Raw genomic sequence first — 22,018 nt, 5'->3', positions numbered from 1 at the left:
GGACTTTCCTGCTTTATTTTTTCTCAGCATCCCCCAGCGCCAATGAAGTCCACGCTTCTTCACTAGCAAAATAACGAGACCAGCTTGCTACTCCTGCTAGCTTATACTTATCGACCAGTTTTGCTCGTTTCGACAAGGATAGTTCGTCTTCCAGCCAAATTTTGTACGTTGATTTCGTTTTTTTATCGTAATATTCTGCGTAATTTTGTCCGGTTGTTTCATCATAGGTTGGTGTTACCTTATATTTTTTCAGCCATTCTTCTACTTTCTCCATCGATAAGCTTTGAGAAGAGATTTCTCCATTGGCTTTTTCTTCCCAAAGTCTTGCGTAAAGAGGGACTCCTAACACAAGCTTTTTATTCGGTACTTCCTTCAATAAATTTTCAAGGTTTGCTTCTACCCATGGAAAACTGGCCACACTTCCTGCGGTAGGAGAGCTTGCCCAATGTTCATCATAGGCCATTACTACCAAATAATCGACAATATCAGAAAGATGTCCTCTTTCATAAAAGGCAGAATAATTTCCTCCTGCAATAAAAGTAATATCCATTGATACCGTTAACCCAGCTTCATGTAAATAGGGGGTCAATTCCCGTACAAACTGGGTGACATATTTGCCGTCTTCTTTATTTACATTTTCGATATCAATATTTATTCCGTCTAGATGATACATTTTACTGTAAACTAACAGCTGACGAATGACTTTTTGTCTTTTTTGATAGTCTTTTAATACTTGATGTGTTTTGTCAGGATCAAAGTCATTAGAAAATAAACCCCAAACTTGATAGTTATGCTTATGAGCCCATTTTACATATGCTGCTGATCCTAAGTTGCTGACATTCCCGTTATTTCCGGACAGTTTAAACCAAGTGGGTGATACCACATTAACCCCTTCCATTTTTTCCAACTTAGAAGTATCTGGATTCTTTGTATAAACCGCTTCCCATGTTAACTGAATAGGTCCATCCACTTTAGATAATTTTGGTTTACGCTCTTCTCTTTTCACTTGAACTGTTTCTGTTTTTCCTAGCTGAATGATGTCTTTTTTCACGAAGCCAGCGACGCCATTCTTTTTTCTGACATAGTAAAAATCTCCGTCTTCTTTTTCCATCGTAACCGTCTCATTATTCGTAATTTCTTCTGTATAAGGAGATAAAAGACTTGCCTCTGATCGCAGCTTCATATATTTTTCATTGACTTTTTTGCCAGTCACAGCAGCCTCTGTTTTTTCTGCTCCATTTTGCTCTAACAGTACTGCTTGACCATCATTCAAAACAGAATATTGAATGGGATAAAAATTTACTAAAGGTTCAAGCGCGACATATACTTCCCCATTTTTGTCTTTAATCGGCGGAAACTGCAAATCTACTGCTTTATTATTCACAAAGTAAGAAACAGTCTTAGAAGGAAACTGAACCACTTTATTTTTTGTAGTCACAATCACTGAGTTGCTGTTGGTGTCATATGTAATGGTGTCATCAATATTTTGTTGCCAAACAGATAATGGTACATAGACGTTTTTCTTTATGACCATTGCATTGCCGATTTGTTTTCCATTTAGAAGAATAGGGTTTTCACCAGTAAAATAATTCGTTTTCTCCTTGCTCGCAAAAGGATACAATAATAATAGAATGCTAGACATTATCATAAATATTCCAATGCAGAATCCAACAATTATTCGTCTCTTTTTATTGTTTTTATGTGCTTGAAATTGTATTTCTGCCATCTTTTCCTCCTTAGCGTAATTCTGTAGGTGTTTTTTCTCCCTTATAGAAGACGAATCGATTGCATGAATAGTTTCTTATTAACATAAAAAAGAACCAAGAATTTTTTTCTGATGGTTCTTTTTCTACTATTTATGAGGATAGTGTTTCTCCGATTTTTATTTGTTTTTTACGGATTTCTTCTGGAACAAGGCTGCCGCCTGTTCCCCAGAATATATGGGTTGCCTTATTCATTTTATGCGTAAGGTTATATTTCTCTATATAGCTATTGCCTGTATTACTATTAAGTGCAATTGGTCCATAAAATGCTGCCAAGGCAGAAGGCTCTAAGTATTGCTGCTCTGTATGATATAAAGCAGCCACCAATCGAAAAAGCGAAGAATCGGAAACAGTATAACATCCATTTATGAGCGTACCAATATGTCCTGCTACAAAATTAGAAGCTTTCCCAACTGCTAATCCATCTGCTTCCGTTTGATTGTCTATGCCTAAATCTTGCACAGAAATATCCTCCATACCGGTATATAATCTAGTCAACATGGCTGGAGAATGGGTTGGTTCTGCAAAAAAGCAATGAACATGTTCGCCAAAAATTTTTTTTAATCCATAAGTAATGCCGCCAGGCGCACCGCCAACTCCACATGGCAAATATACAAACAGCGGATGCTGTTCATCTACTTTTATCTGTTTTTCTTCCAGTTGTTGTTGCAGTCGATACGCACCAACTGCATACCCTTCAAATAAATGCTCGGAATTTTCATCGTCAATAAAATAGCTGGAAGGATTATTTTCAGTTTCTTTTCTTCCTTGTTCCACTGCTACACTATAGTCTTCCTCATGCTCTATTACTGTTGCACCAATTTCCCGCAGTTTTTGTTTTTTCCATTGTTTTGCATCTTTTGACATATGTACAACGACTTGAAAACCTAATTTTCTGCTAATAATGCCAATGCTTAACCCTAAATTCCCAGTTGAACCGACGATAATCGTATATTTTTGAAAAAGTGATTGCATCTCGGAAGAAAGAAGTGTTGTATAACATTGTCCTTTTTGTGATTTTCCAGCTTGTTCTGCTATGCTTTCAGCAAATTTCAGAACTTCATATATTCCTCCTCTTGCTTTAACCGATCCTGATATAGGGAGAGCGTGGTCACATTTTAAATACCATTTTCCAGGAAACAGCGTATTCTTGCTTTTTTCCATATATTGTTTCATGTTCGGTACTTCTAGAAGGGAAGATTCTATCAAGCCATGATTTGGTTTCGTTTCAGGAAATAATGTACTTATTACAGGAGCAAAACGCTCCAATCTACTAATAGCTCCCTTTATATCCACTTTCTTAATGGCCGTAACAGAATTTCCTTTACACGCATCCTCATTAATCCAAAATACTTCGTCATATTCTTTTATATTATTTACTAGCGGAAATGATCTCTGTAATGAGGTGATAAATTCAAACGACATGTTTTCTCCTCCTTTCCTTTTTCATGAAAATGTAGGTGGCGTCACTACCCAAATACTGATGCATTCCGTTTTCCCATTATTTTTATAATAGTGAGGAATACTCGCATCGTAATAAATGCTATCTCCTTCTTCCAGCTCATATGTTTCGTTACCAATTTGATAAAACATGCTTCCCTTTATAACAAAACCAAATTCTTCTCCTCTATGGGAATGAGGTTCTGTTCCAGAAGCTGCACCTGGCTTTAATGTTACAAGCACTGCTCCCATTTCTTTATTTCCAGATGGAGATAAAAGCTCATAAAAGGTTGATTGGTCATTTGCTTTCATGATGGTGACACGCTCATCTTTACGAACAACTCTGGAATTCTCTTGCTGATCCTGAAAAAATTCTACAAGTGTAGTAGATAATGCTTGAACAATCTTTCGTAAGTTTTCAATGGTCGGGCTGTTTAAATTTCGTTCCACATTACTAATATACCCGTTAGACAGACCTGTTTTTAATGCAACATCTGCAATCGTTAACCGTTTTTGTTTTCGTATGTCTTTTATTTTTTCACCTAAATTCATTCACCTGGTTCCTTTCATTTTCCTTTCCAACTTACAAGATTTTATAATTATATATTATTAATCTTTCATATTGTGAAGAGATATTTTTTCATTATACTAAAAATTCTTTCATTTACATACATATTCCTTCTTATCTAAAAAATCACCTTTCAAAAATGTTAAAATTTTCAACTAACTGTGGTAGTATGCATATAACAACGCTAAATGAGTTATTAAGGGGTTGCTATAGAAGAAATCCGTATCTTCCCATTATTTGATTTGGAAGGAAAACGCTACGAACATTTAGATAAATTAATAAGTAAGGGGGTTCATAAAAATGAAAATTGCTACGCTCTATGATATTCATGGTAACTTTCCAGCGCTAAAAGCAGTTCTTGATGAACTTGAAACAATACAGCCAGATTTGATTATAATTGGAGGTGACATAGTCTCAGGACCGATGCCTGTTCAAACACTGGATTGTCTACTGAATTTACGTAAAAGAATAAAAGTTAAATTTATTAGTGGAAATGGTGATAGAGAAGTTGTCGAAGCATCAATAGGATTAAGGTTGCTCCAATTATCAGAACAAGGTCGTAAAACCCAACAGTGGGTAGCTGATGAATTAACTGATAAGCATCTTGAATTTCTTTCGAGCTTGCAAAGCATTACGGAGATTCATATGGAAAATCTCGGTGATCTTTTATTCTGTCATGCGACACCAGAAAGTGATGCAGATATTTTTACTCCCCTGTCCTCAAAAGAACGGCTTGAAACACTCTTCGCTCATGTTGAGCAACCAATTGTTGTGTGTGGGCATACTCATATACAATTCAAGATAGAACTCGGGAAAACGAGTATCATTAACTCAGGAAGTGTTGGGATGCCCTTTGCGAAGCGACCAGGTGCATATTGGCTACTTATTAATTCAGATGGGATTGAATTTAAACAAACGCAATATGACTTTGAAAGAGCAGCAAGAGATATAAGAATGAGTAACTATCCAACTGCTGAAGATTTTATTAAAAATAATTTTCTTCACATTCCAAATGAGGAAGAATCAATGGTATTACTAGAAAAAATGTCAAAAAAATAAATTAAAATGAGAAAAATATCTATTGAAAAAATAGTTCAAATGACCAAAAATAACGGTTCATTATAAACTACGATTTTTTATATTTATTAAACAACTCTATTTTAAAATAGGATAAAATTACAACGTAAGAATGCGGCTTCATGGTTTCAAAGTTAAACAACCTTATTAGAACTTATCAACGATCGAAGAAATAAACGTACTATCGCATTTTATATTATACGAATAATTAAAATAACCAAACCAAAAGAGAAAGCTGTTTTCATTTTCGCTTCCTCTTTTGGTTTTTCATTTTTTTATTTATCTTTTCTAAAAGATCAAAGAGTTCCATATAAATACCAAGTTAGGAAGTTTACTTAATTTCTAGTAATAATTTTCTCATCTTTTCATGAGCATTTAATTCTCTTGCAAAATCAGGGTACTTTTGTAAATGTTCCTTTAAATTTTGATACTCGGGAAACAATGTAAAAAAGTCTTTATTTAGCAATTTTCGTTGATTACGAGGTATTCTTTTGTTGCTAAGCACATAATCTAGACTTCCACAAATGAGGGAACAATAACTATCAAAATCCCCAGTAAAATAGTGTTCTTCACTATCTTTAATGATATCTTCTTCTATTTTATTTATATCTTCGGTAGGGAAATCATTTTCTAACAATTTTTCTACTTGTTTAAGCTTTATTAATAATTCCGTGTCTATTTTCATATATTGAGAGATTCACCTCTTTTCATTGTGTGAAAAAGTTGCTATTTTTTATCTTATATCCCTTTTTCCCTGTCATTAAGGTGTGAGGCTTTCGTAAGTGATTATTTGATCGATAGAATGCCCCTGCCATACATGAAATGTAAACCTACAGGGGAATATAATAGTAATAACATTAAAGGAGTTTTTTAAAGGAAATGAGAAAAACAATTCTCGCTTTTATGCTGGTTATAACGATTATTACTACCTTTCAAATTAAAGCAGAAGCAATATCAAAACCAACTCAAGATTCTGAACAACTTAGACTACAAGATATGCTTTTGAATTTACTAACTCCATATATAAGAGAAGATCTAGATAAGTTTTATCCTCCAAATATTTTAAAAAAGTTTTCGCCTGAAGTTGAACCCTGGAAAATAGAAGTTATTCAAACCAAAAGAATTAACGGTTTTCGTGGCTTAATATTGGAAATTACATTTGAAATAGAACCTTCAACGGCACATCATGTTTCTATTGGCAGGGACCGAATGACTTATCGAATTTCTTATGGGCCTACGGTGAACTTAATAAATTACACCCACCTAAAGACATATAATTTGCTTCCAGATCTACAATAAATATACTTTATCAAAAACAGGTCAAATTACCATATCAAAAGTAGAATACTGTGATCCATTAGAACTATATTCATTTCTACTATAGTCAAATAAATAATCACTGCTCCACTCATCTTTAAAATACATAATTTTTTTAATAGCTGAAGTGATCTTATATATCTCTTCATTGCTCATCGTTGGGTGCAAAGATAAACGAATCCAGCCTGGTTTATGAATAAAATTGCCTTCCTTTACTTCTTCGCTGATTTGTTTAGACTGCTTTTTATCGAGATTTAATAAATAATGTCCATATGGTCCAGCACAAGAACATCCGCCGCGAACTTGGATGCCAAACCGGTCATTTAAAAGTCTAACCATTAAATCATAATGCATGTCTTTACATATAAAAGAAATGATGCCAAGACGATCCTTATTTTCACCATCTAAAATCGATATTCCTTCGATTTTATGAAGCTCTGTTAACGTTAACTCTACAAGCTCTTTTTCTCGCTCTTCTATGTTTTTTATTCCCATTTTATCTTTTAATTTTATCGATAAAGCTGTCTTAATCGCCTGTAAAAATCCAGGTGTTCCTCCATCCTCTCGCTCTTCTACGTCTTTTTTATAAACAATATCTCCCCATTGGTTTGTAAAATCAACCGTTCCTCCCCCTGGCAAATCTGGTATTTCAGACTTTATTAACGTCTTATTCAAAATAAGAACTCCACTTGTACCAGGGCCGCCTAAAAATTTGTGTGGGGAAAAATAGATAGCATCTAATTGGTCTTCCGGATTTTGTGGGTGCATATTGATTTCCACATACGGTGCAGAAGCGGAAAAATCAACAAAGCAAACGCCACCGTATTGATGCATCATTGCTGCTAGTGCATAATAATCCGTTTTTCTTCCCGTCACATTTGAGCATGCTGTGAATGCACCTATTTTTTTATCCCGGTGTTTATTTGCTTCAAGCATTTCCCGTAAATGTGTTAAATCGACATCTCCAGTAGATGTCGGGCGAATCATCTTAACCTCAGCAATCGTTTCAACCCATGAAAGAAAATTAGAATGATGCTCCATATGTGTGACAAACACAATCGGTTTTTTTTTATCAAGCATAGCAATGTTATGTTCAGGATTACCTTGTTTTTTCAACCCTAATATTCTCTGTAATTTATTCACAACCGCTGTCATGCCAAATCCAGCAAAAAGGATAACATCCTCTTTATTTGCATGTACATGTTCCTTAATAATCGTTTTCGCTTCTTTATAAGCTTTCGTCATATACGTTCCGGTTATATTAGATTCTGTATGTGTATTTGCCACATATGGTCCTAATTCAGATACCATCTTTTCTTCAATTTTATGATATAAACGACCACTAGCCGTCCAATCGGCATATAAAAGCTGTTGTGTTCCATTTGCGGTTAAAAATGTATATTGATCGCCAATAATATTTTCTTTTATTGGCTGAAAATATGTTTCTAACGGACTTTTGAAAAAGTATGTGGATTTACCAACTTTTGCTGTTATCAATCTGAAAATCCCCCTTCTCCCTTACATATTAACGTATGATAAAATAAGAAAGAGGGTAACCATTAATTACTTTTTCAAACGGAAAGATCTAAAACCACTTTTATTAGTGAAGAAAGTTTTTGCAGAAGGAGCTGGAGCAAGTGATTATAACCTTACCAGATTATATATATGTTTTTATGGAAGATTTACAGCTTGCGGGTCGTTCCAAGCTTACATTAAAACAATACGAATCAGATATAAAAAAGTTTTTTGTATGGATGGATAAACATAAAGAAAATACCGAGTTTGACACATTTAAAGCGCTGCGTGCAGAGGATATTCGTTCTTATTTTCTGCATCTACATCATCTTCAATTGTCACAAGCAACGATTCGGCGATTAGCTTCGGTACTAAGTCGCCTAATGAAATTTCATCAATGTATCGCAGCTGAAGAAATACATAAACTTGCTGCTGCCTCTCCTTTACGTGCATTAAATGATAAAGACTTTATCACGGATAAAGAATTTACACAATTAATGAAAAGAATGAAAACGAAAGACAGCGAACAACAAAAAAAGTCAGCCAGAAATTATTTATTGAACAGAAATATTGCGATCGTATTACTTATTCGCACTTACGGTTTAACACCCACAGAAATCCATTCCCTTACGATGAAGCATATTAATTTTGCACAAAAGGAATTAATGGTACAAACGAATGAACAGAGAAGAACGTTTCAGCTGCAAGAAAGCATGATGAACTATTTAAGAGACTATTTTTTTTCTATACCGCCTTTATTCCGACCAAAGTATAATTCAAAGGATCCTTTGTTTGTTGCATTTAATAATATTTCCTTATCTTTTCAGTATGATTATGATAGACAACGACCAAAGGATTTGTCAGTCCGTGCAATACAGGAAATGATAAAAGATGAAGTAAGGCTTGCTAATTTGCGAAAAATTTCTGCTGTTACGCTGCGCAACACGAGCATCCTTGATTTTTTACAATTAGGCTACCTGGATGATGTACTAATGGAGCGATTTGCGCTTACAAGTGAAGCATCGTTAAGACGGTATAAACAATATTTGGAGAATATAAGTGAAAATAATTAAATTGGAAAGATGCCAGAATTATTTGCATCTTTCCTTTAATTATTCTTTACTAGCATTATTTTCTTCCCAATAAACGTCTGAAAATACATCAGCAAATGCTTCTATTGTCCGATTTAATTCTTCTTGATTATTGTCAACCCCGCCTACTTCTAAAAGAATGGCTTTATTAGAAAAGTTTTGATTATACACGCCATTCCCTTCTTCTCTGCCCTTGGCAAATACCCCTTTACTAATGCCGGGATATTTATTATTAAGTGCTTTATGCAATTTTTTGGAAAACTCTTCGTTCTTTTCATAATTTCTATTAGCTTTTCCAATCACAAATACTACCTTAGCAAACGATTTACCATTAATTGTGGCAGTCGTGTTATCTTTACGGGCAGAATCACGATGTATATCAATTAAATATTTTAAATCATGATTTTTTGAGACCGCTGCCTCCACAACTTCTTGGGACACATTATATGATGCGTAATAACTCCATTTCCTATCGAGAAGTTTTTGGTTTGTATTGGTTGTATCATGCTGCACACCAATGCCATTCTGGTGTAATAACTCAGTTAATTTATTGCCTAATCCAACCACATTAACTCGTGTATCTGAACTAATCGCTTCATTAGAATCAGCAGCGTCCTTTAGAAGCGGCAAATACGATTCCAAGTTATGCGTTTGATAAATAAATACATTTTTCGTTTTTGGTTCCTTTTCAATAACAGTGTCTTTTTTCGGCTCTTTTACAATTTTATTTTCATCAACTTCTTTTGGATTTTTTAAAATATTTTCAGATGGAGTCGATTCAAAAGGTAAATTGGCAATCGTGGTCCCTTCCTCTGCCACTACGATTTCAGTATGATAAAAGGTTAATAACGGCAGTTCTGTTCCTAATAAGGTCCTCGTATCATCCAATTTAATATTTGTCGCTACTTGAAATAATAAAGAAGAAATAGAAAGTTCATCATTTTCCGTTTTCGGGAAAGAATGATTTTCGCCACGAAACAATTGATAGTATATAGAGGTTGAATCAACATTTTTTAAGAAGTCACTAACATGCTCGGAAGAAAGCTTCATGGAGAATAACGACGTTGTAATACCTGCAGTGAGCAAAAAAACAAGGATGACTCCTAAAATAGTAGTATTAATATACTGGAAATAGTAACGGAATTTGGTTGTTTGCATAGGTCGTCTCCTTTCTACTAAAGGTATATGTAGTTAATTACTTATTTAGAATGGAAATATTAATTTGGATGCGTAAAATTATATAGTTTCTCTGCTTTTCTTCTATTATATTAGCGATTTTCTACTTTTATTTTTCTATGCTTTAAACTAGAGACTTTATTATATTTTTATGGAACGAATCATTTTGGATGCGTAAAATTATTTTATTTGTTAATTATCAAGACCTAAAAATAAAGGTGATACATATTAGTCATGTATAAAAATTTTTTAGTCTTTCCATAATATCTTTGTTGACGAACATATGTTCTTTGTTTTATAATGCACTTATAGGTAATAATGGATAGTAGTTACTACTACTATCCATTTTAAACGCAAGGTTTGGAAGTTCCTCAAGTATAGTAAAAAAAATTAAAATCCAAGGAGCTGTTTAATTATGACATTACGACTATCCCCCTATTTAATGATGAACGGAAATACAAAGGAAGCAATCCAATTTTACGAAAAAGCATTGGATGGGAAAGTCCTTTTTAACCAAACTTTTGGAGAAATGCCAGAAAATCCAGAATTTCCTTTACCAGAAGAAGCAAAGGGACTTGTGGCACACGCAATGATAAAGATTGGAGAAACGGATCTCATGTTTTCAGATATGTTTCCAGGTCAAACCAGTCAAATAGGAGATCAAGTTACGATCTGTATTACAATTAACGACATCGAAAAATCAAAACAAATTTTTGAATCCCTACAGCAAGACGGTCAAGTAAAAATGCCGCTGCAGGAAACTTTTTTTAGCCCTGCTTATGGGATTGTAACGGACAAGTTCGGTGTAACCTTTCAAATTTACACAGAGGGTAAACAATAAATTATTTCATTTTGATCAATCTTTTTCAAATTGAATTCTTTTTCTTTGATTAAAAATGCAGGTTTATACGCCATTTTTAATCAAACTATTTTACAAGGCAACATTTTTTGCTTTTGAATGCGTAAAATTTCATTTAAAAAGCACATGATACAACAAATAGTATCATGTGCTTTGATTAGAAAAATGGACAAAGAACGAGCCTATTTAAAAGCAAAAAGTAATTCCGTTTCGCAGATCAGTTCGCCTCTGACGGTTGCTCTCCCTTTTGCCTTTGCAATTGTATTTTTGACTTTTGTAACAAAAACTTCTAAACAAAGTTCATCCCCAGGAAATACTTGTTTACGGATCCTGCAGTTGTGTATTCTAGCCAAGAGAGCTTGTTTATCATCGTGTTTTTCATCACTATGAATAGCAACTGCGGTTACTTGCGCAATTGCTTCCATAATTAAAACGCCTGGCATAAGTGGGCTTTTCGGGTTTTGTCCAAAAGCAAAGGTATCTTCCTTGCTGATTTGTTTGATGCCAACAGCCATCAATCCTGCCTTTAACTCTACTATTTCATCTACTAATGGCAAAGGATAACGATTTAAAATTTCTTTAATTTTAGGCAAATTAATCATTTTCAATCCCTCTCTATTGCTCAAGCTTTTTTTGAAGTGCTGCCATTACTTCACTTAATTCTGTTGTAATAGCTGCCACATCTTTTTTGGTACCATCTTTTGTTTTTAATTCAATTGGATCCCCAAAAATAACTTTGATTTTTTTCCCGCTTAACAACCCTTTTAAATCGGTTGGGCCGCTGAAGGCAGCTGGTACAATTGGTACTTTTGCAAGATTCGCGATCGTCGCAGCTCCTCTTTTTAAAGGAACGTCTTCTGAACTTCTTGTCCCGCTTGGAAAAATACCAACGATTTTATCTTCTTTTAATAATTTAACTGGTGTCTTAATACTGCTTGGACCAGGATTTTCTCTGTCTACTGGAAATGCATTAATACTCGATAAAAACCGAGCAGTTTTTGGTTTTTCAAACAGCTCTTTTTTCGCCATAAAATAAATTTGTTTCGGCAAAAGCGATGTTCCAAGCGCTAGAACATCTACCCAGCCAATATGAGAGCACGCCACAATATAACCTTGATTTTCTGGCAGCTTTTCCTTATTGATAACCTTTGTCCGACCAAATATTTTTAATACTACATTAGCTAAATTTGCAGTAAAGTTATACATTGAAAAATCTCCTTTATATGTATCATCATCGTTTTTTTAATCTATTATTTAGTATACCATCTACTCTTAGTACTAGATACTATATTTTTTTCTTACAATAAATTATAAACTATAAACGCTTGATTGAGTAGTAGAATTATACAATACAAAAAACAGCAAATGTATGATGTACACTTGCTGCCATTAGAAACCGCTCCTATTCGTTTATAACCTTTTATTTTGTTACTTGTGCTTTCAAGATAAAGCGGTTAATTGCGTTTGCTACTCCATTATTTTCATTTGTATCAGTTATTTCTATGCAGGCTTTTTTAACATCTTCTCTTGCATTTCCCATTGCAATTGGATACCCTACTCTATTAAGCATCGAAAGGTCATTCATACTATCTCCCATCGCCATCGTTTCCTTTAATGAAATGCTTAAATGCTCGGTTAATTTTGCTAAAGAATGTCCTTTTGATGCAAGCAGATGTTCAAATTCAAAATTATATTTTCCTGAAGTAACTAGTGTTACAGATTTATCTTCTTTAAACATTTCCCAGCCTCTATCCCTTTTTTTTCGGTCAAAAGAAAAGGCTAAAATATTATACACATTAATCGGTGATATCGTTAATTCCTTATACGAAGAGATAAAATAAAACCCTGTTTGACTGTATTGAACATCGGTATGCTTTTCGAGGTCCTGTCTATCAAGATCAGGATTTGCTTTGCATAATTGATCTATTTCAATTGTAAGAAGCTCTCTTCCTTTTTGTCTCGTGTAAATATAATCATCACTAAATACTTCATAATAATAGTCATTTGTTTCAAGCCATTCTAGCAGTTGCATTGCTTTTTGATTATTCATTGGCACATGATGAAACAATTGTCCTTCTGGTGTATGGATGGTTGCTCCATTTGCACCAATTATCCATGTTTTTACACCTGTATCTTTAAATATCTCCACCACATCTGGATAATTCCTTCCAGTTGCAACCACTACTTCTATCCCTTTATGTTGTGCATCTTTTATACTCTGCAGATTTTCATCACTTATTTTGCTATTATGATTTAACAGTGTTCCATCCAAGTCAATTGCAATACATTTAATCATTTATTTCCCCACCTTTTTAGAATGCACTACTAATAGAGGTTATTCAAAAAGTCCGGTAACACAAGCTTGTTAATCTCTTCGTTTTAATGTCACTCCAGTCCTCACAAATCAACCTACGCTCCAGGCTTCGTGACCTCCGCGCCTCGACCTTCTCTGCTTTGATTGCCCTTATGCTTGAACACATACTAATAACTCAACATCATTTTCTTTTAACAATTGAATAAATGCTTTATTTGGTTCTTTATCTGTTATAAATACATCGATTTCAGCTAATTTGGCAAATTGATAAAATTCTGTCATTCCTATTTTACTATGATCGGCTACAACAATTACTTGTTTCGCTTGCTGCATCATCTTTCGTTTCACTGCACCATCTTCTTCATCAACGATTGTTAAGCCTTTTTCCGATATGCCAACAATCCCAATAAACACTTTATCTACGGAATAATAGTCGAGTTTTTCGACAACGGACTGACCGTAAAGATACCGATGTTCTTTGTGTAAAATCCCCCCAAGCAAATGGATTTTCGGATTCGTTTTATCTGACAATATTTCAGCAACATGAATAGAATTCGTTATGACCGTGCATTCCTGGTCTATATACTGTCCCATTGCTTGCACAGTAGTTGACGTGTCTAAAATAATATGATCATTGTCTTGAATTAAGGTTGCAGCCAATTTGCCGATTTCTTTTTTCTCTTCGGACACAAACTGCAGGCGATGATGATAATTATGAATTCTCTTATGGCTGCTAGGAAGGATTGCCCCTCCTCTAGTTCGGATAATTTTTTGCTGTTCCTCTAATTTTACTAAGTCTCTTCTTGCTGTATCTCTAGAAACATCATAGTTGGAACAAATATCCTCAACCGTTATTCGTTTATGCTCCGTTAAATACTGTAAGATCATCGATAATCTTTCTTCCTGAGACATAGATCTTCTCCTTTTCTTTCGCTTACATAAGTAATTATAAGTGATAACACGATAAAAATCCATAATAAATAAGTGTTAATAAGTAAAATAATTAATATTACTTATAAATTCAAAATCATGTATGAATCCAAGAAGATAGGCACTGCTGCAAGTAACCTATAGAACTTCAGAAAATTTCTTACATAAGAACAAAAGCGCAAGCGCCTTGAACAGCTCTGAAGAAAAATGTTCACATGACTCAAAAAGTGCTTTTTACTTTTAGAGGCATGGGGTTATTTTTCACAAGAGTTAGGCGCTGGCCGATTAAAGGCGCCACGGCCTTATGTCTTCATCGGCACTAGTACGTCCTGTACGTCGAAGCTAGATGCGGACACAACCGCCGAGTTATCCACAATCCCATTTCGTTTATAATTTTCTGGACGATAAAAAAGCTTATAAACTGTTTTCATACAACGACGAAAAAGTTTACAAGCTTTTTATTATGAAACAGGAAGATTTGTTTTCATTTTTAACAACCATTCTACTGTTCGATTTATTAATTCGTTAAAATAAGTATCAGTGGAAAAAGTATGATCCCCATTTGGGATTGTGTATGTCTCTACACTGCCGCTTTTTCTTTGTAAATAATTTGTTTCATATTGCTCCATATAGTCATATGGGATATCCTCATCATCTGTTCCATGAATAAGCAATACGTCCCCAGTGAATCTTGAACATTCTGTTAGTGGGTGATAGTTTTTCATCGATTGAAAATAATAGTCGGTAAAAGAAAATCCATGATAATCAATCGAATCGCAATTTTTTAATGAATGCACTTTGTTTTCACCAAAAATTTGCGCAAGATTATGATATGGTTCACCTACAGCTGCCCATTGCACTAATGTATTTATTCTTGGATCAACGGCTGCTGTTAATGCAGATACAGCTCCACCAAGGCTATGTCCAACAAGAATAATGTTTCTAACGTACTTTAAAGACGACACATAATCCAAAATGGTTTTTGTTTGATCCAATAACTCCACCATTCCATACTTACCGTAATTCCCAGTGCTTTCCCCACAACCGCTATAATCAAACCGAAAAACAACGTAATCTTCTTTTGTGAAATGCTGGCCAGCTTTCACAAATAGTCGGTCCACTCCAATTCTGCTGCCAATAAATCCATGGCAAATAATAATACTATCATACTTTTTCTCTTCATTAAAATGATTGGGATAATCAATCGATAAGGCAAGCTGCTCCGACTGCCATTTTATATGTTTAAACATTATTTTTACCTCCTCGATCCTAACCATTTAAAACAAGCCTAACAAAATAAACTATTCCTACCTGTTTACTTTGTTTTAGACCTCAATAATGGATTTAATAATAATATTATAGTGTATATTAATTTTTAATGTCAAAGTAAAGTTTTATTTTCTACTGACTTCTCCATACAAGTATGAAATAATAGAAAGAAAAGGTAAAGGAAGAAGTAGATGTATTATTTCGATTATCATCATCACTCTAACCATTCTTTTGATTCACAAGCAAATATGGAAGACATATGTTTACATGCCATTAAAACGGGGGTGAAAGAAATTTGTTTCACCGAACATTTTTCTGTCAACCCAAAAGTGCCTACATATGGACACATGAACTGGGTTTATTATTTAAAAGAAATAAATCGTTGCCAAGAAAAATTTTCTAATAAATTAACCATAAAAATAGGAATTGAGCTTTGTGAGCCCCATTTACTGCAATCAGAATATAAAAAGGCTCTTTCTGAGATTCCATTAGATTTTATTCTCGGTTCAGTCCACAATATTGAACAGTATACGCTGCGTCGATTTATGAATGCATTTCCGGAAAAAGATATTTATGAAGCATATTTTTTAGAACTATATGAGATGATACAAACAGCAGATATTGACGTAATTGCTCATTTTGATTTAATGAAAAGATATGCCCATCAAACAGTAGGACTTTATGAATTTGAAAAATACAAATCTATTATAACGGACATCTTAAAGACAGCAATTAAACGCGGCATCGGGTTAGAAATTAATACATCTGGATGGAGAACAAATTTAAATGAAAGTCTGCCATCAAAAGATATTTTATCCTTATATCGTAAATTAGGGGGAGAAATTTTAACGATTGGTTCAGATTCTCATCATGCGGAAACAGTTGGAGCTCATTTTTATGATGCTGTATCGTTAGCAAAAGAATGCGGATTTACTCATATATATACATACGAAAAAAGAAAACCACAAGCTATTCAAACCTAAGTAAGGTATAACCGTCTATTCATCGACACATACAATCGAAGTAGACATTTATCTAACTCGATCCATATAAAATGATAGTAAAAAGATGTGCAAATGATACTATTTGCACATCCCCTTTTCTGCCTATTATAAATAAGAAACGATCAGTTCGCTATTACCTGATAATGCAAAGTCAGCCACCTGACTAGGAAGTAAAAAATGGTCTCCTTTTTGGAAAGTGTATTCATCCGCATTAATATTTAACTTTCCTTGTCCTTCCAAAACACTGCATAATAGAAACGGCTTAGACTGCGTAAAGCTGCTTTCTCCGTTTAATTCCCACTTTTCGACCGAAAAATAATCACATTTTACGAAGGTCGTTTTTGTAACCCCTGCTAGATGTTCTACTTCTACTGCTTGCTGGTTGACAAGATGAGGTACAGTCGTAACAGCAATCGATTGGTTTATATGCAGTTGCCGCTTGTTTCCAGCATCATCTATTCTGTCATAATCATAAACTCTATAAGTAGTATCCGAATTTTGTTGTGTTTCTAATATAATAATTCCTTCTCCAATCGCATGGATCGTTCCACTTGGCACAAAAAAGAAATCCCCTTTTTTTACAGGCACTTTACATAATAAATCATTCCAGCGATTTTCTGCTATCATTGTTTTTAATTCTTCTGTAGACTGAGCATGATGTCCAAAAACAATTTCAGCACCGTCTTTACAATCGACAATATACCAGCATTCGGTTTTACCTAGTTCTCCATTTTCATGTTTATTTGCATATTCGTCATTAGGATGCACTTGAACAGATAAATCTTGGTTAGCATCTAAAATTTTCGTTAATAACGGGAAACGATCCCCTTTTACATTCGCAAATAACTCACGATGATTGTCCCATAGAGCTCCTAAAGTCTTTCCTTGAAAGGCACCGTTTTTAACTACACTTTGGCCATTTGGATGTGCTGCAAAAGCCCAGCATTCACCTGTTGTATCTGAAGGAATGGTATAGCCAAAACTGCGCAGCTTTGTTCCTCCCCAAATTCTTTCTTGAAAAATCGGATCAAAAAAAATAGGTTGTTGACTCATATTAATTGTAAGCTCCTTTTACTACTTAGATACTACTATTCTACCATATGATACCTTTTGTATTGTAAGTATTTTCATATTATGAAAGAAATATTCTCTTTTTCCATCTAGAAGCTTTGGCGTCATTTGTTTGTAAAATCTAGTAGAATCTAGTAAAAATGAAATCAAAATGAAAACGTGTTTTTCTGAAGATGAACCCCTTATTTGACTGCTATATCGATATAGAATATGAAGAAATCTAACTTATGTGCCTTTTGTTCGAACCCCTCATCAAATTTAAGTGAATGCAGTTGTTATGTTGTTTTTTCTATAGAACGAAGGGGAACCCTTGATTTACAGAGGGTTCCCCCTATTCACATTATTTGTTCATTTCATTTTAAAGTTATTGGTCATTGTTTGGCTCAATTTGAGTTTTAAGTCTCACAATCACTAAATACATAATAATACACATTATCATTAAACAGAAGGTAACATTTTGCGAAATACTAATAATGTTACTCCAACTTCTTGTACCGTTTACAGCCAACTGCAAGATTAATCCTACAAGTAAAAATAATAATGCATAAGGTGTTTTCTTTATGAAAAATCCTACTATGCCACCAAGAATACCGCCGACTGCTGATGCCCCGTACCAAATTGCATAAGCAATAGCCTGCTCTTTAAATGAAATTGTTACTGGTACAACCACGTAAAAATAGCCAATCAAAAAATAAAACGTAATGGCAGTAAGTGTATACATAGCACCAAATAACACAGCTTTCTTAATATTACCTGCAAATATATAACCAACAAACATGGCGAGTATAAACCACACCGGTAAAGAATTAATCATTACTGCCAAATAGGAAATAACGTATTCAAGAAGTGTTATACCATCACTTAAATTCGGTAAATTATCAGAAATAACTGAAAGAAAGCCAACAATTAAACCTGTGATTAATGTAAAAACAATAAAACGTCTCGATTCCACACTATATTTTTGAAATTCCTTCAACGATATCTCTCCCTTGATTTTGCCGGAACAAACAATGTGTTCTACTGAGCTTTCGTAAAAAAGGAAATATTCTTTTCACTAACGGACAGTGTTCGGTTGTCTGTAGATTTTTGCTGGTGTTGTTCTAGCAATCTTTTTTTCTCGTCGTTTGTTGATTTTTTACAAACGATTGCAGTTTTCGTTGTCAATTGCATGAGATATTGTTCCCATTGTGCAAAATCGATTGCATCAAATGATTCGTAGGCTGTTATCATTACTTTTTCCACAACTAGCTCTGCTAATTGCCTATCTTGAACAATACAAAAGGCCATTTGGAAAAGTTTTTGTGTATAATTTGTGATCATTTTTTTATATCGTTGTTTTTTTGTCACAACACATCCACCTTTCCATTCCTTTTAATTTTTTTCCAATTCTTCGATTAAAGAATCAGGTAGTTCTTCTTTCGAAATATGAGCAATATCAACATAATTTCTGAATTTATACGTTAACACAACAACATAGTCCTCTTTATTATGAACGGATGAATCCAAGATTTTTTGCTTCAAACGATCATCCTTTACGATCACTTTATGTTTTATGTCTGCCATGTTCTTTTCTTCATAAGCGATTTCTGACATCCCATGATACTTTATGCCAACATCTTTTGCTTTTGTTACGGCAACTTCTTGTACATCATCTGAAACTAACACTGCTTTTTCAAGCATATTCTTTTCTGCTAACCATTTTCTACTTTCTTTATAGGAAGGTTTTAATTCGATATGATATGTCTCGTCTCGTTTACCTTGGAAAGAAATCATAATACTAGATGAAATGGCATAGTTTGTTGTCATACTTTTATATGGTTCTTTCACGATATCTTTTAGTAAAACAGATAAAAATTCTTTTATTTCTTGTTTGCTGCTCAAGCGAATATAATCATTTTTATATTGCGGCTCAATTACCATGTCATTTATTTCATCACTTCTAAAGGTGAATAATGGCAAGTGAAGTATTTTAAATTCTTCTGATTCATAAAGCGGCTGCAGCCACTCTTGATAATCCGCTCTATTTATTTCATAGCTCCGTACTACTTTTCTGCCGTTATTTAATTTATATTTTAAAGTAATAAGCGAATCTTTTTCCTTTGTAGAGGGCTCCCTCTTCTGTTCCAAAATCTTTTTATGTATTGCCAGAACATGTTGAATATTAGCAGATGAATTCATCATCTTTTCTGCAAATGGATCCGATATGAAATTATCTTGGAAAGAAACACTTTGAATGGACCCAGCAGCTGGCCGAAACTGTTCGTATTTATGTACAAGTGGAATTGAACTAAACATAACAATTGCCACGATTCCAATAAATAGAGGAAACTTCTTTATTCGAAAAAATACCCTCCATGTTTTTTCTAGTATCATTTCTACTAATATAAAACCGATAAAAGCCCCCATTATATTTCCAATCACAATCCCTATTTTTCCGATTGTTACCAATTCTCCATAAAGACTGCCGATTAACATACACGAAATAGTAAATGTATATTTAAAAACGCCTTTTAGTTTGGAAAAAACAAATGCTTGTGAAATAGATTCTACTTTTCTTTTTTTAAAAAGCGCAAATGCAAAAACATAGAGGAAAATAGAACATAAAAAATAACAAGTATAGTAGAAGACTTTCCCTTCTGAACTCTCTAGTATAACTGGTACTAATATTGGCGATAACAAGAGCGTTTTATCTGTAATTATTTCATTCAATGGAAAACCATCTATCCAAAAATGGAAGTTATAACATAACACGGTGACAAAACCAGTTGGAAATAACAAGAATAAACAAGTAAAAACCCCTTGTAAAATCGATATTCCTGTAAACATTCCAACAAAAACAGTGGAAATATATAACAAAATACTAAACACGCAAAAAACTGCTGTCCAATAATAGATTTCACTGACAGGAAAAAACTTCTCCAATTGAAAGAAAGGATAAATAATTCTTAATAGGAATCCATTTAATAGAATCGGCAAGATTAACAAGAGAGCTCCACTGATACAATAATAGTGGAATAGAAACGTTCTGCTGATCGGCAAGCTATGTATTAAATCACTATATGCTTTATGCTGCATAAATCGAAATAAAAAAATAGCTAATAAAATCGGCATTACAATAATTACTGCCATTTGAAAGAAATCATTTACATTAAAAAGATGATCATATATTTGATAAGAATAGGAATCCTCTTTCAACTCTTTGTCTATTAACATTAAATGAAGCGGGACAGCAAAAAAGACAACCAAAAATGATAAAATACTCACCCAGCCAACACTGCGAAAAATAAGCAAGGACAGCTGCTTATGATAAAAGGATAGTTTGAAAGGCATAATTTTTATCCTCCAATTCATAAATAAATATTTCTTCTAATGTAAGCGGGAGTATGTCTAAAAGGAGTGGATGCTGCTCCTCTAATTCTGTGATGATTTGTTCTTTGTTTCCTTTTACGATAAGCATGACAACACTTCCCCGCTGTTCTACATATAAAGGATTTAATTTTTCCTTCCATATAGGGTCAGTTCCTGTTTTAAAGGCAATTTGGATTTTATGAACATCTGATTTTAAATCGTCAATATCTTTCTCTAATATACATTTTCCTTCATGGATAATACTGACATGATCGCATATATCTTCTACTTCTCGTAAGTTATGAGAAGATACGATAACCGTCATTTCCCTTTCCGCAACCTCTTGCACAATTAGATTTTTTACTTTTGTGCGGATGACAGGATCAAGACCATCAAATGGTTCATCGAGAATTAACAGCTCTGGAGTCGCAGCAAAAGCCAACCAAAATGCAGCTTGCCGCTGCAAACCTTTCGAGTAAGTATGTAATTTTTTATTTTTATCTAATTTAAATAGTTTAGCTAACTCATTAAATCTTATATCGCTCCAACTTGGATACACTTCTTTATAAAATTTCGCCATTTGATTTAATGTATATTGGGGAAAAAAGGTTGGAAAATCAGGCAAAAAAAATAAGGTTCTTTTCGTGTTAATATTTTCATATACCTCTTGACTTTCGACGGTTATTTTCCCGCTATCTTGTTTCAAAATTCCCGCCAGCAATTTTAATATCGTTGTTTTTCCCGCACCGTTTGAACCGAGCAGACCATAGATGGAGCCTTTATTAACGGTTAAGGATACATTTTCAAGAATCGGTTCTTTTTCGATTGTTCTGCTTACATTCTGAAACTTGATCATTTAGGCGGTTCCTCCTTTCTGTTCAGCTAGCCGTTGAACTATCATTATTATTTCATTAGGTGTAATCCCTAAATAAAGTGCTTCGGACAGAAGCTTCTCTAATTTAAAGAGTGCGTCCTTTTTTTTGCTGTCATTTACAATATTTTGAGAGGCATTCACAAAACTGCCTTTCCCTTTTACAGAATAAATATATCCTTGGCTTTCCAACTCTCTATATGCTTTTTGAATCGTATTAGGATTAATCGTTAATTGAGTAGCTAATGTTCGAACAGATGGAAGCTGTTCATCAGCTTGTAATAATCCAGAAACAATTAACTGTATTAACTTTTCCACTAATTGTTCATAGATAGGGGTTCTGCTTCTTATATCAAGCTCAAACATCAAGTGCCTCCAATCTGTATTAAGTGTACTATGATTCGT

22 protein-coding genes are annotated in these 22,018 nt (G+C 33.9%); 5 read left to right on the top strand and 17 right to left on the bottom strand.

Annotated features, from left to right (window positions below):
• Positions 1-13: 13 nt before the first annotated feature.
• From ACTYA4_RS00655 to ACTYA4_RS00645, 3 genes are all read right to left on the bottom strand, one after another.
• Positions 14-1,726 carry a glycosyl hydrolase family 18 protein gene (locus ACTYA4_RS00655; protein ID WP_443479608.1) on the bottom strand — a complete coding sequence of 571 codons (1,713 nt, stop codon included), beginning with the start codon at positions 1,724-1,726 and terminating at the stop codon, positions 14-16.
• A gap of 130 nt (positions 1,727-1,856) precedes the next feature.
• Positions 1,857-3,188 carry a D-serine ammonia-lyase gene (dsdA, locus tag ACTYA4_RS00650; RefSeq protein ID WP_443479607.1) on the bottom strand — a complete coding sequence of 444 codons (1,332 nt, stop codon included), beginning with the start codon at positions 3,186-3,188 and terminating at the stop codon, positions 1,857-1,859.
• A gap of 21 nt (positions 3,189-3,209) precedes the next feature.
• Entirely contained in the window at positions 3,210-3,755 is a 546-nt protein-coding gene (locus tag ACTYA4_RS00645) for a cupin domain-containing protein (RefSeq protein WP_445505408.1), read from the bottom strand.
• 316 nt (positions 3,756-4,071) lie between these two features.
• On the opposite strand from ACTYA4_RS00645, the gene ACTYA4_RS00640 reads away from it, so the two are divergent.
• Positions 4,072-4,830: a metallophosphoesterase family protein gene (locus tag ACTYA4_RS00640; RefSeq protein ID WP_443479605.1), complete on the top strand. Its 759-nt coding sequence runs from the start codon at positions 4,072-4,074 to the stop codon at positions 4,828-4,830.
• 349 nt (positions 4,831-5,179) lie between these two features.
• Here the strand turns inward: ACTYA4_RS00640 and ACTYA4_RS00635 are convergent, their stop codons facing one another.
• A complete protein-coding gene (locus ACTYA4_RS00635; protein ID WP_443479604.1) occupies positions 5,180-5,533 on the bottom strand; it encodes a YxiJ family protein in 354 nt (117 codons plus the stop codon).
• Positions 5,534-5,727: 194 nt separating this feature from the next.
• Between ACTYA4_RS00635 and ACTYA4_RS00630 the strand changes: the two genes are divergently transcribed.
• Positions 5,728-6,147, top strand: a complete 420-nt coding sequence (locus ACTYA4_RS00630) for a DUF3888 domain-containing protein (protein ID WP_443479603.1) — start codon at positions 5,728-5,730, stop codon at positions 6,145-6,147.
• A 21-nt stretch (positions 6,148-6,168) separates the two neighbouring features.
• Here the strand turns inward: ACTYA4_RS00630 and ACTYA4_RS00625 are convergent, their stop codons facing one another.
• Positions 6,169-7,662 carry an aminotransferase class V-fold PLP-dependent enzyme gene (locus ACTYA4_RS00625; protein WP_443479602.1) on the bottom strand — a complete coding sequence of 498 codons (1,494 nt, stop codon included), beginning with the start codon at positions 7,660-7,662 and terminating at the stop codon, positions 6,169-6,171.
• Between the two features lie 140 nt (positions 7,663-7,802).
• Here ACTYA4_RS00625 and ACTYA4_RS00620 point away from each other — a divergent pair, with 140 nt between their 5' ends.
• Complete coding sequence (locus tag ACTYA4_RS00620) at positions 7,803-8,753, top strand: tyrosine-type recombinase/integrase (protein ID WP_443479601.1); 951 nt, start codon at positions 7,803-7,805, stop codon at positions 8,751-8,753.
• A gap of 39 nt (positions 8,754-8,792) precedes the next feature.
• Here the strand turns inward: ACTYA4_RS00620 and spoIIP are convergent, their stop codons facing one another.
• On the bottom strand, positions 8,793-9,929 hold the full coding sequence (spoIIP, locus tag ACTYA4_RS00615; RefSeq protein ID WP_443479600.1) for a stage II sporulation protein P: 1,137 nt from the start codon (positions 9,927-9,929) through the stop codon (positions 8,793-8,795).
• Positions 9,930-10,362: 433 nt separating this feature from the next.
• Between spoIIP and ACTYA4_RS00610 the strand changes: the two genes are divergently transcribed.
• Positions 10,363-10,788 (top strand): VOC family protein, encoded by a 426-nt coding sequence (locus ACTYA4_RS00610; protein ID WP_443479599.1) that lies wholly within the window; start codon positions 10,363-10,365, stop codon positions 10,786-10,788.
• A gap of 200 nt (positions 10,789-10,988) precedes the next feature.
• Here the strand turns inward: ACTYA4_RS00610 and fabZ are convergent, their stop codons facing one another.
• The 5 genes from fabZ to ACTYA4_RS00585 form a co-directional block, all read right to left on the bottom strand.
• Complete coding sequence (gene fabZ, locus ACTYA4_RS00605) at positions 10,989-11,408, bottom strand: 3-hydroxyacyl-ACP dehydratase FabZ (protein ID WP_443479598.1); 420 nt, start codon at positions 11,406-11,408, stop codon at positions 10,989-10,991.
• A gap of 13 nt (positions 11,409-11,421) precedes the next feature.
• Entirely contained in the window at positions 11,422-12,012 is a 591-nt protein-coding gene (locus ACTYA4_RS00600) for a lysophospholipid acyltransferase family protein (RefSeq protein ID WP_443479597.1), read from the bottom strand.
• A gap of 214 nt (positions 12,013-12,226) precedes the next feature.
• On the bottom strand, positions 12,227-13,102 hold the full coding sequence (locus ACTYA4_RS00595) for a Cof-type HAD-IIB family hydrolase (protein ID WP_443479596.1): 876 nt from the start codon (positions 13,100-13,102) through the stop codon (positions 12,227-12,229).
• Between the two features lie 168 nt (positions 13,103-13,270).
• A complete protein-coding gene (locus tag ACTYA4_RS00590; RefSeq protein ID WP_443479595.1) occupies positions 13,271-14,032 on the bottom strand; it encodes a DeoR/GlpR family DNA-binding transcription regulator in 762 nt (253 codons plus the stop codon).
• Between the two features lie 479 nt (positions 14,033-14,511).
• Positions 14,512-15,300, bottom strand: coding sequence for an alpha/beta hydrolase (locus ACTYA4_RS00585; RefSeq protein WP_443479594.1), 789 nt, complete (start codon positions 15,298-15,300; stop codon positions 14,512-14,514).
• A 210-nt stretch (positions 15,301-15,510) separates the two neighbouring features.
• On the opposite strand from ACTYA4_RS00585, the gene ACTYA4_RS00580 reads away from it, so the two are divergent.
• Positions 15,511-16,302: a histidinol-phosphatase HisJ family protein gene (locus ACTYA4_RS00580; RefSeq protein WP_443479593.1), complete on the top strand. Its 792-nt coding sequence runs from the start codon at positions 15,511-15,513 to the stop codon at positions 16,300-16,302.
• Positions 16,303-16,428: 126 nt separating this feature from the next.
• Here ACTYA4_RS00580 and manA read toward each other — a convergent pair whose 3' ends face one another.
• The 6 genes from manA to ACTYA4_RS00550 all read right to left on the bottom strand — a co-directional run bounded on the left by manA (position 16,429) and on the right by ACTYA4_RS00550 (position 21,979).
• Positions 16,429-17,376 carry a mannose-6-phosphate isomerase, class I gene (manA, locus tag ACTYA4_RS00575; RefSeq protein ID WP_443479592.1) on the bottom strand — a complete coding sequence of 316 codons (948 nt, stop codon included), beginning with the start codon at positions 17,374-17,376 and terminating at the stop codon, positions 16,429-16,431.
• A gap of 382 nt (positions 17,377-17,758) precedes the next feature.
• Positions 17,759-18,346, bottom strand: coding sequence for a hypothetical protein (locus ACTYA4_RS00570; protein ID WP_443479591.1), 588 nt, complete (start codon positions 18,344-18,346; stop codon positions 17,759-17,761).
• A 65-nt stretch (positions 18,347-18,411) separates the two neighbouring features.
• Positions 18,412-18,741 (bottom strand): hypothetical protein, encoded by a 330-nt coding sequence (locus tag ACTYA4_RS00565; RefSeq protein ID WP_443479590.1) that lies wholly within the window; start codon positions 18,739-18,741, stop codon positions 18,412-18,414.
• Positions 18,742-18,765: 24 nt separating this feature from the next.
• Entirely contained in the window at positions 18,766-20,724 is a 1,959-nt protein-coding gene (locus ACTYA4_RS00560) for a DUF6449 domain-containing protein (RefSeq protein ID WP_443479589.1), read from the bottom strand.
• Positions 20,696-21,598: an ABC transporter ATP-binding protein gene (locus ACTYA4_RS00555; protein ID WP_443479588.1), complete on the bottom strand. Its 903-nt coding sequence runs from the start codon at positions 21,596-21,598 to the stop codon at positions 20,696-20,698. Before ACTYA4_RS00555 ends, ACTYA4_RS00560 begins: the two co-directional genes overlap by 29 nt.
• Positions 21,599-21,979, bottom strand: a complete 381-nt coding sequence (locus tag ACTYA4_RS00550; protein WP_443479587.1) for a GntR family transcriptional regulator — start codon at positions 21,977-21,979, stop codon at positions 21,599-21,601.
• Between the last annotated feature and the right edge of the window lie 39 nt (positions 21,980-22,018).

Source organism: Niallia yueguangensis (assembly GCF_052663115.1).
Note: the sequence above shows the minus strand (reverse complement) of the source record. Positions and strands in the feature narration are given on the sequence as shown.

Coding starts and splice junctions, on each gene's coding strand:
- ACTYA4_RS00655 (WP_443479608.1), bottom strand. CDS start 1,726: ATGGCAGAAATACAATTTCAAGCACATAAAAACAATAAAAAGAGACGA.
- dsdA (WP_443479607.1), bottom strand. CDS start 3,188: ATGTCGTTTGAATTTATCACCTCATTACAGAGATCATTTCCGCTAGTA.
- ACTYA4_RS00645 (WP_445505408.1), bottom strand. CDS start 3,755: ATGAATTTAGGTGAAAAAATAAAAGACATACGAAAACAAAAACGGTTA.
- ACTYA4_RS00640 (WP_443479605.1), top strand. CDS start 4,072: ATGAAAATTGCTACGCTCTATGATATTCATGGTAACTTTCCAGCGCTA.
- ACTYA4_RS00635 (WP_443479604.1), bottom strand. CDS start 5,533: ATGAAAATAGACACGGAATTATTAATAAAGCTTAAACAAGTAGAAAAA.
- ACTYA4_RS00630 (WP_443479603.1), top strand. CDS start 5,728: ATGAGAAAAACAATTCTCGCTTTTATGCTGGTTATAACGATTATTACT.
- spoIIP (WP_443479600.1), bottom strand. CDS start 9,929: ATGCAAACAACCAAATTCCGTTACTATTTCCAGTATATTAATACTACT.
- ACTYA4_RS00610 (WP_443479599.1), top strand. CDS start 10,363: ATGACATTACGACTATCCCCCTATTTAATGATGAACGGAAATACAAAG.
- fabZ (WP_443479598.1), bottom strand. CDS start 11,408: ATGATTAATTTGCCTAAAATTAAAGAAATTTTAAATCGTTATCCTTTG.
- ACTYA4_RS00600 (WP_443479597.1), bottom strand. CDS start 12,012: ATGTATAACTTTACTGCAAATTTAGCTAATGTAGTATTAAAAATATTT.
- ACTYA4_RS00595 (WP_443479596.1), bottom strand. CDS start 13,102: ATGATTAAATGTATTGCAATTGACTTGGATGGAACACTGTTAAATCAT.
- ACTYA4_RS00590 (WP_443479595.1), bottom strand. CDS start 14,032: ATGTCTCAGGAAGAAAGATTATCGATGATCTTACAGTATTTAACGGAG.
- ACTYA4_RS00585 (WP_443479594.1), bottom strand. CDS start 15,300: ATGTTTAAACATATAAAATGGCAGTCGGAGCAGCTTGCCTTATCGATT.
- ACTYA4_RS00580 (WP_443479593.1), top strand. CDS start 15,511: ATGTATTATTTCGATTATCATCATCACTCTAACCATTCTTTTGATTCA.
- manA (WP_443479592.1), bottom strand. CDS start 17,376: ATGAGTCAACAACCTATTTTTTTTGATCCGATTTTTCAAGAAAGAATT.
- ACTYA4_RS00560 (WP_443479589.1), bottom strand. CDS start 20,724: ATGCCTTTCAAACTATCCTTTTATCATAAGCAGCTGTCCTTGCTTATT.
- ACTYA4_RS00555 (WP_443479588.1), bottom strand. CDS start 21,598: ATGATCAAGTTTCAGAATGTAAGCAGAACAATCGAAAAAGAACCGATT.
- ACTYA4_RS00550 (WP_443479587.1), bottom strand. CDS start 21,979: ATGTTTGAGCTTGATATAAGAAGCAGAACCCCTATCTATGAACAATTA.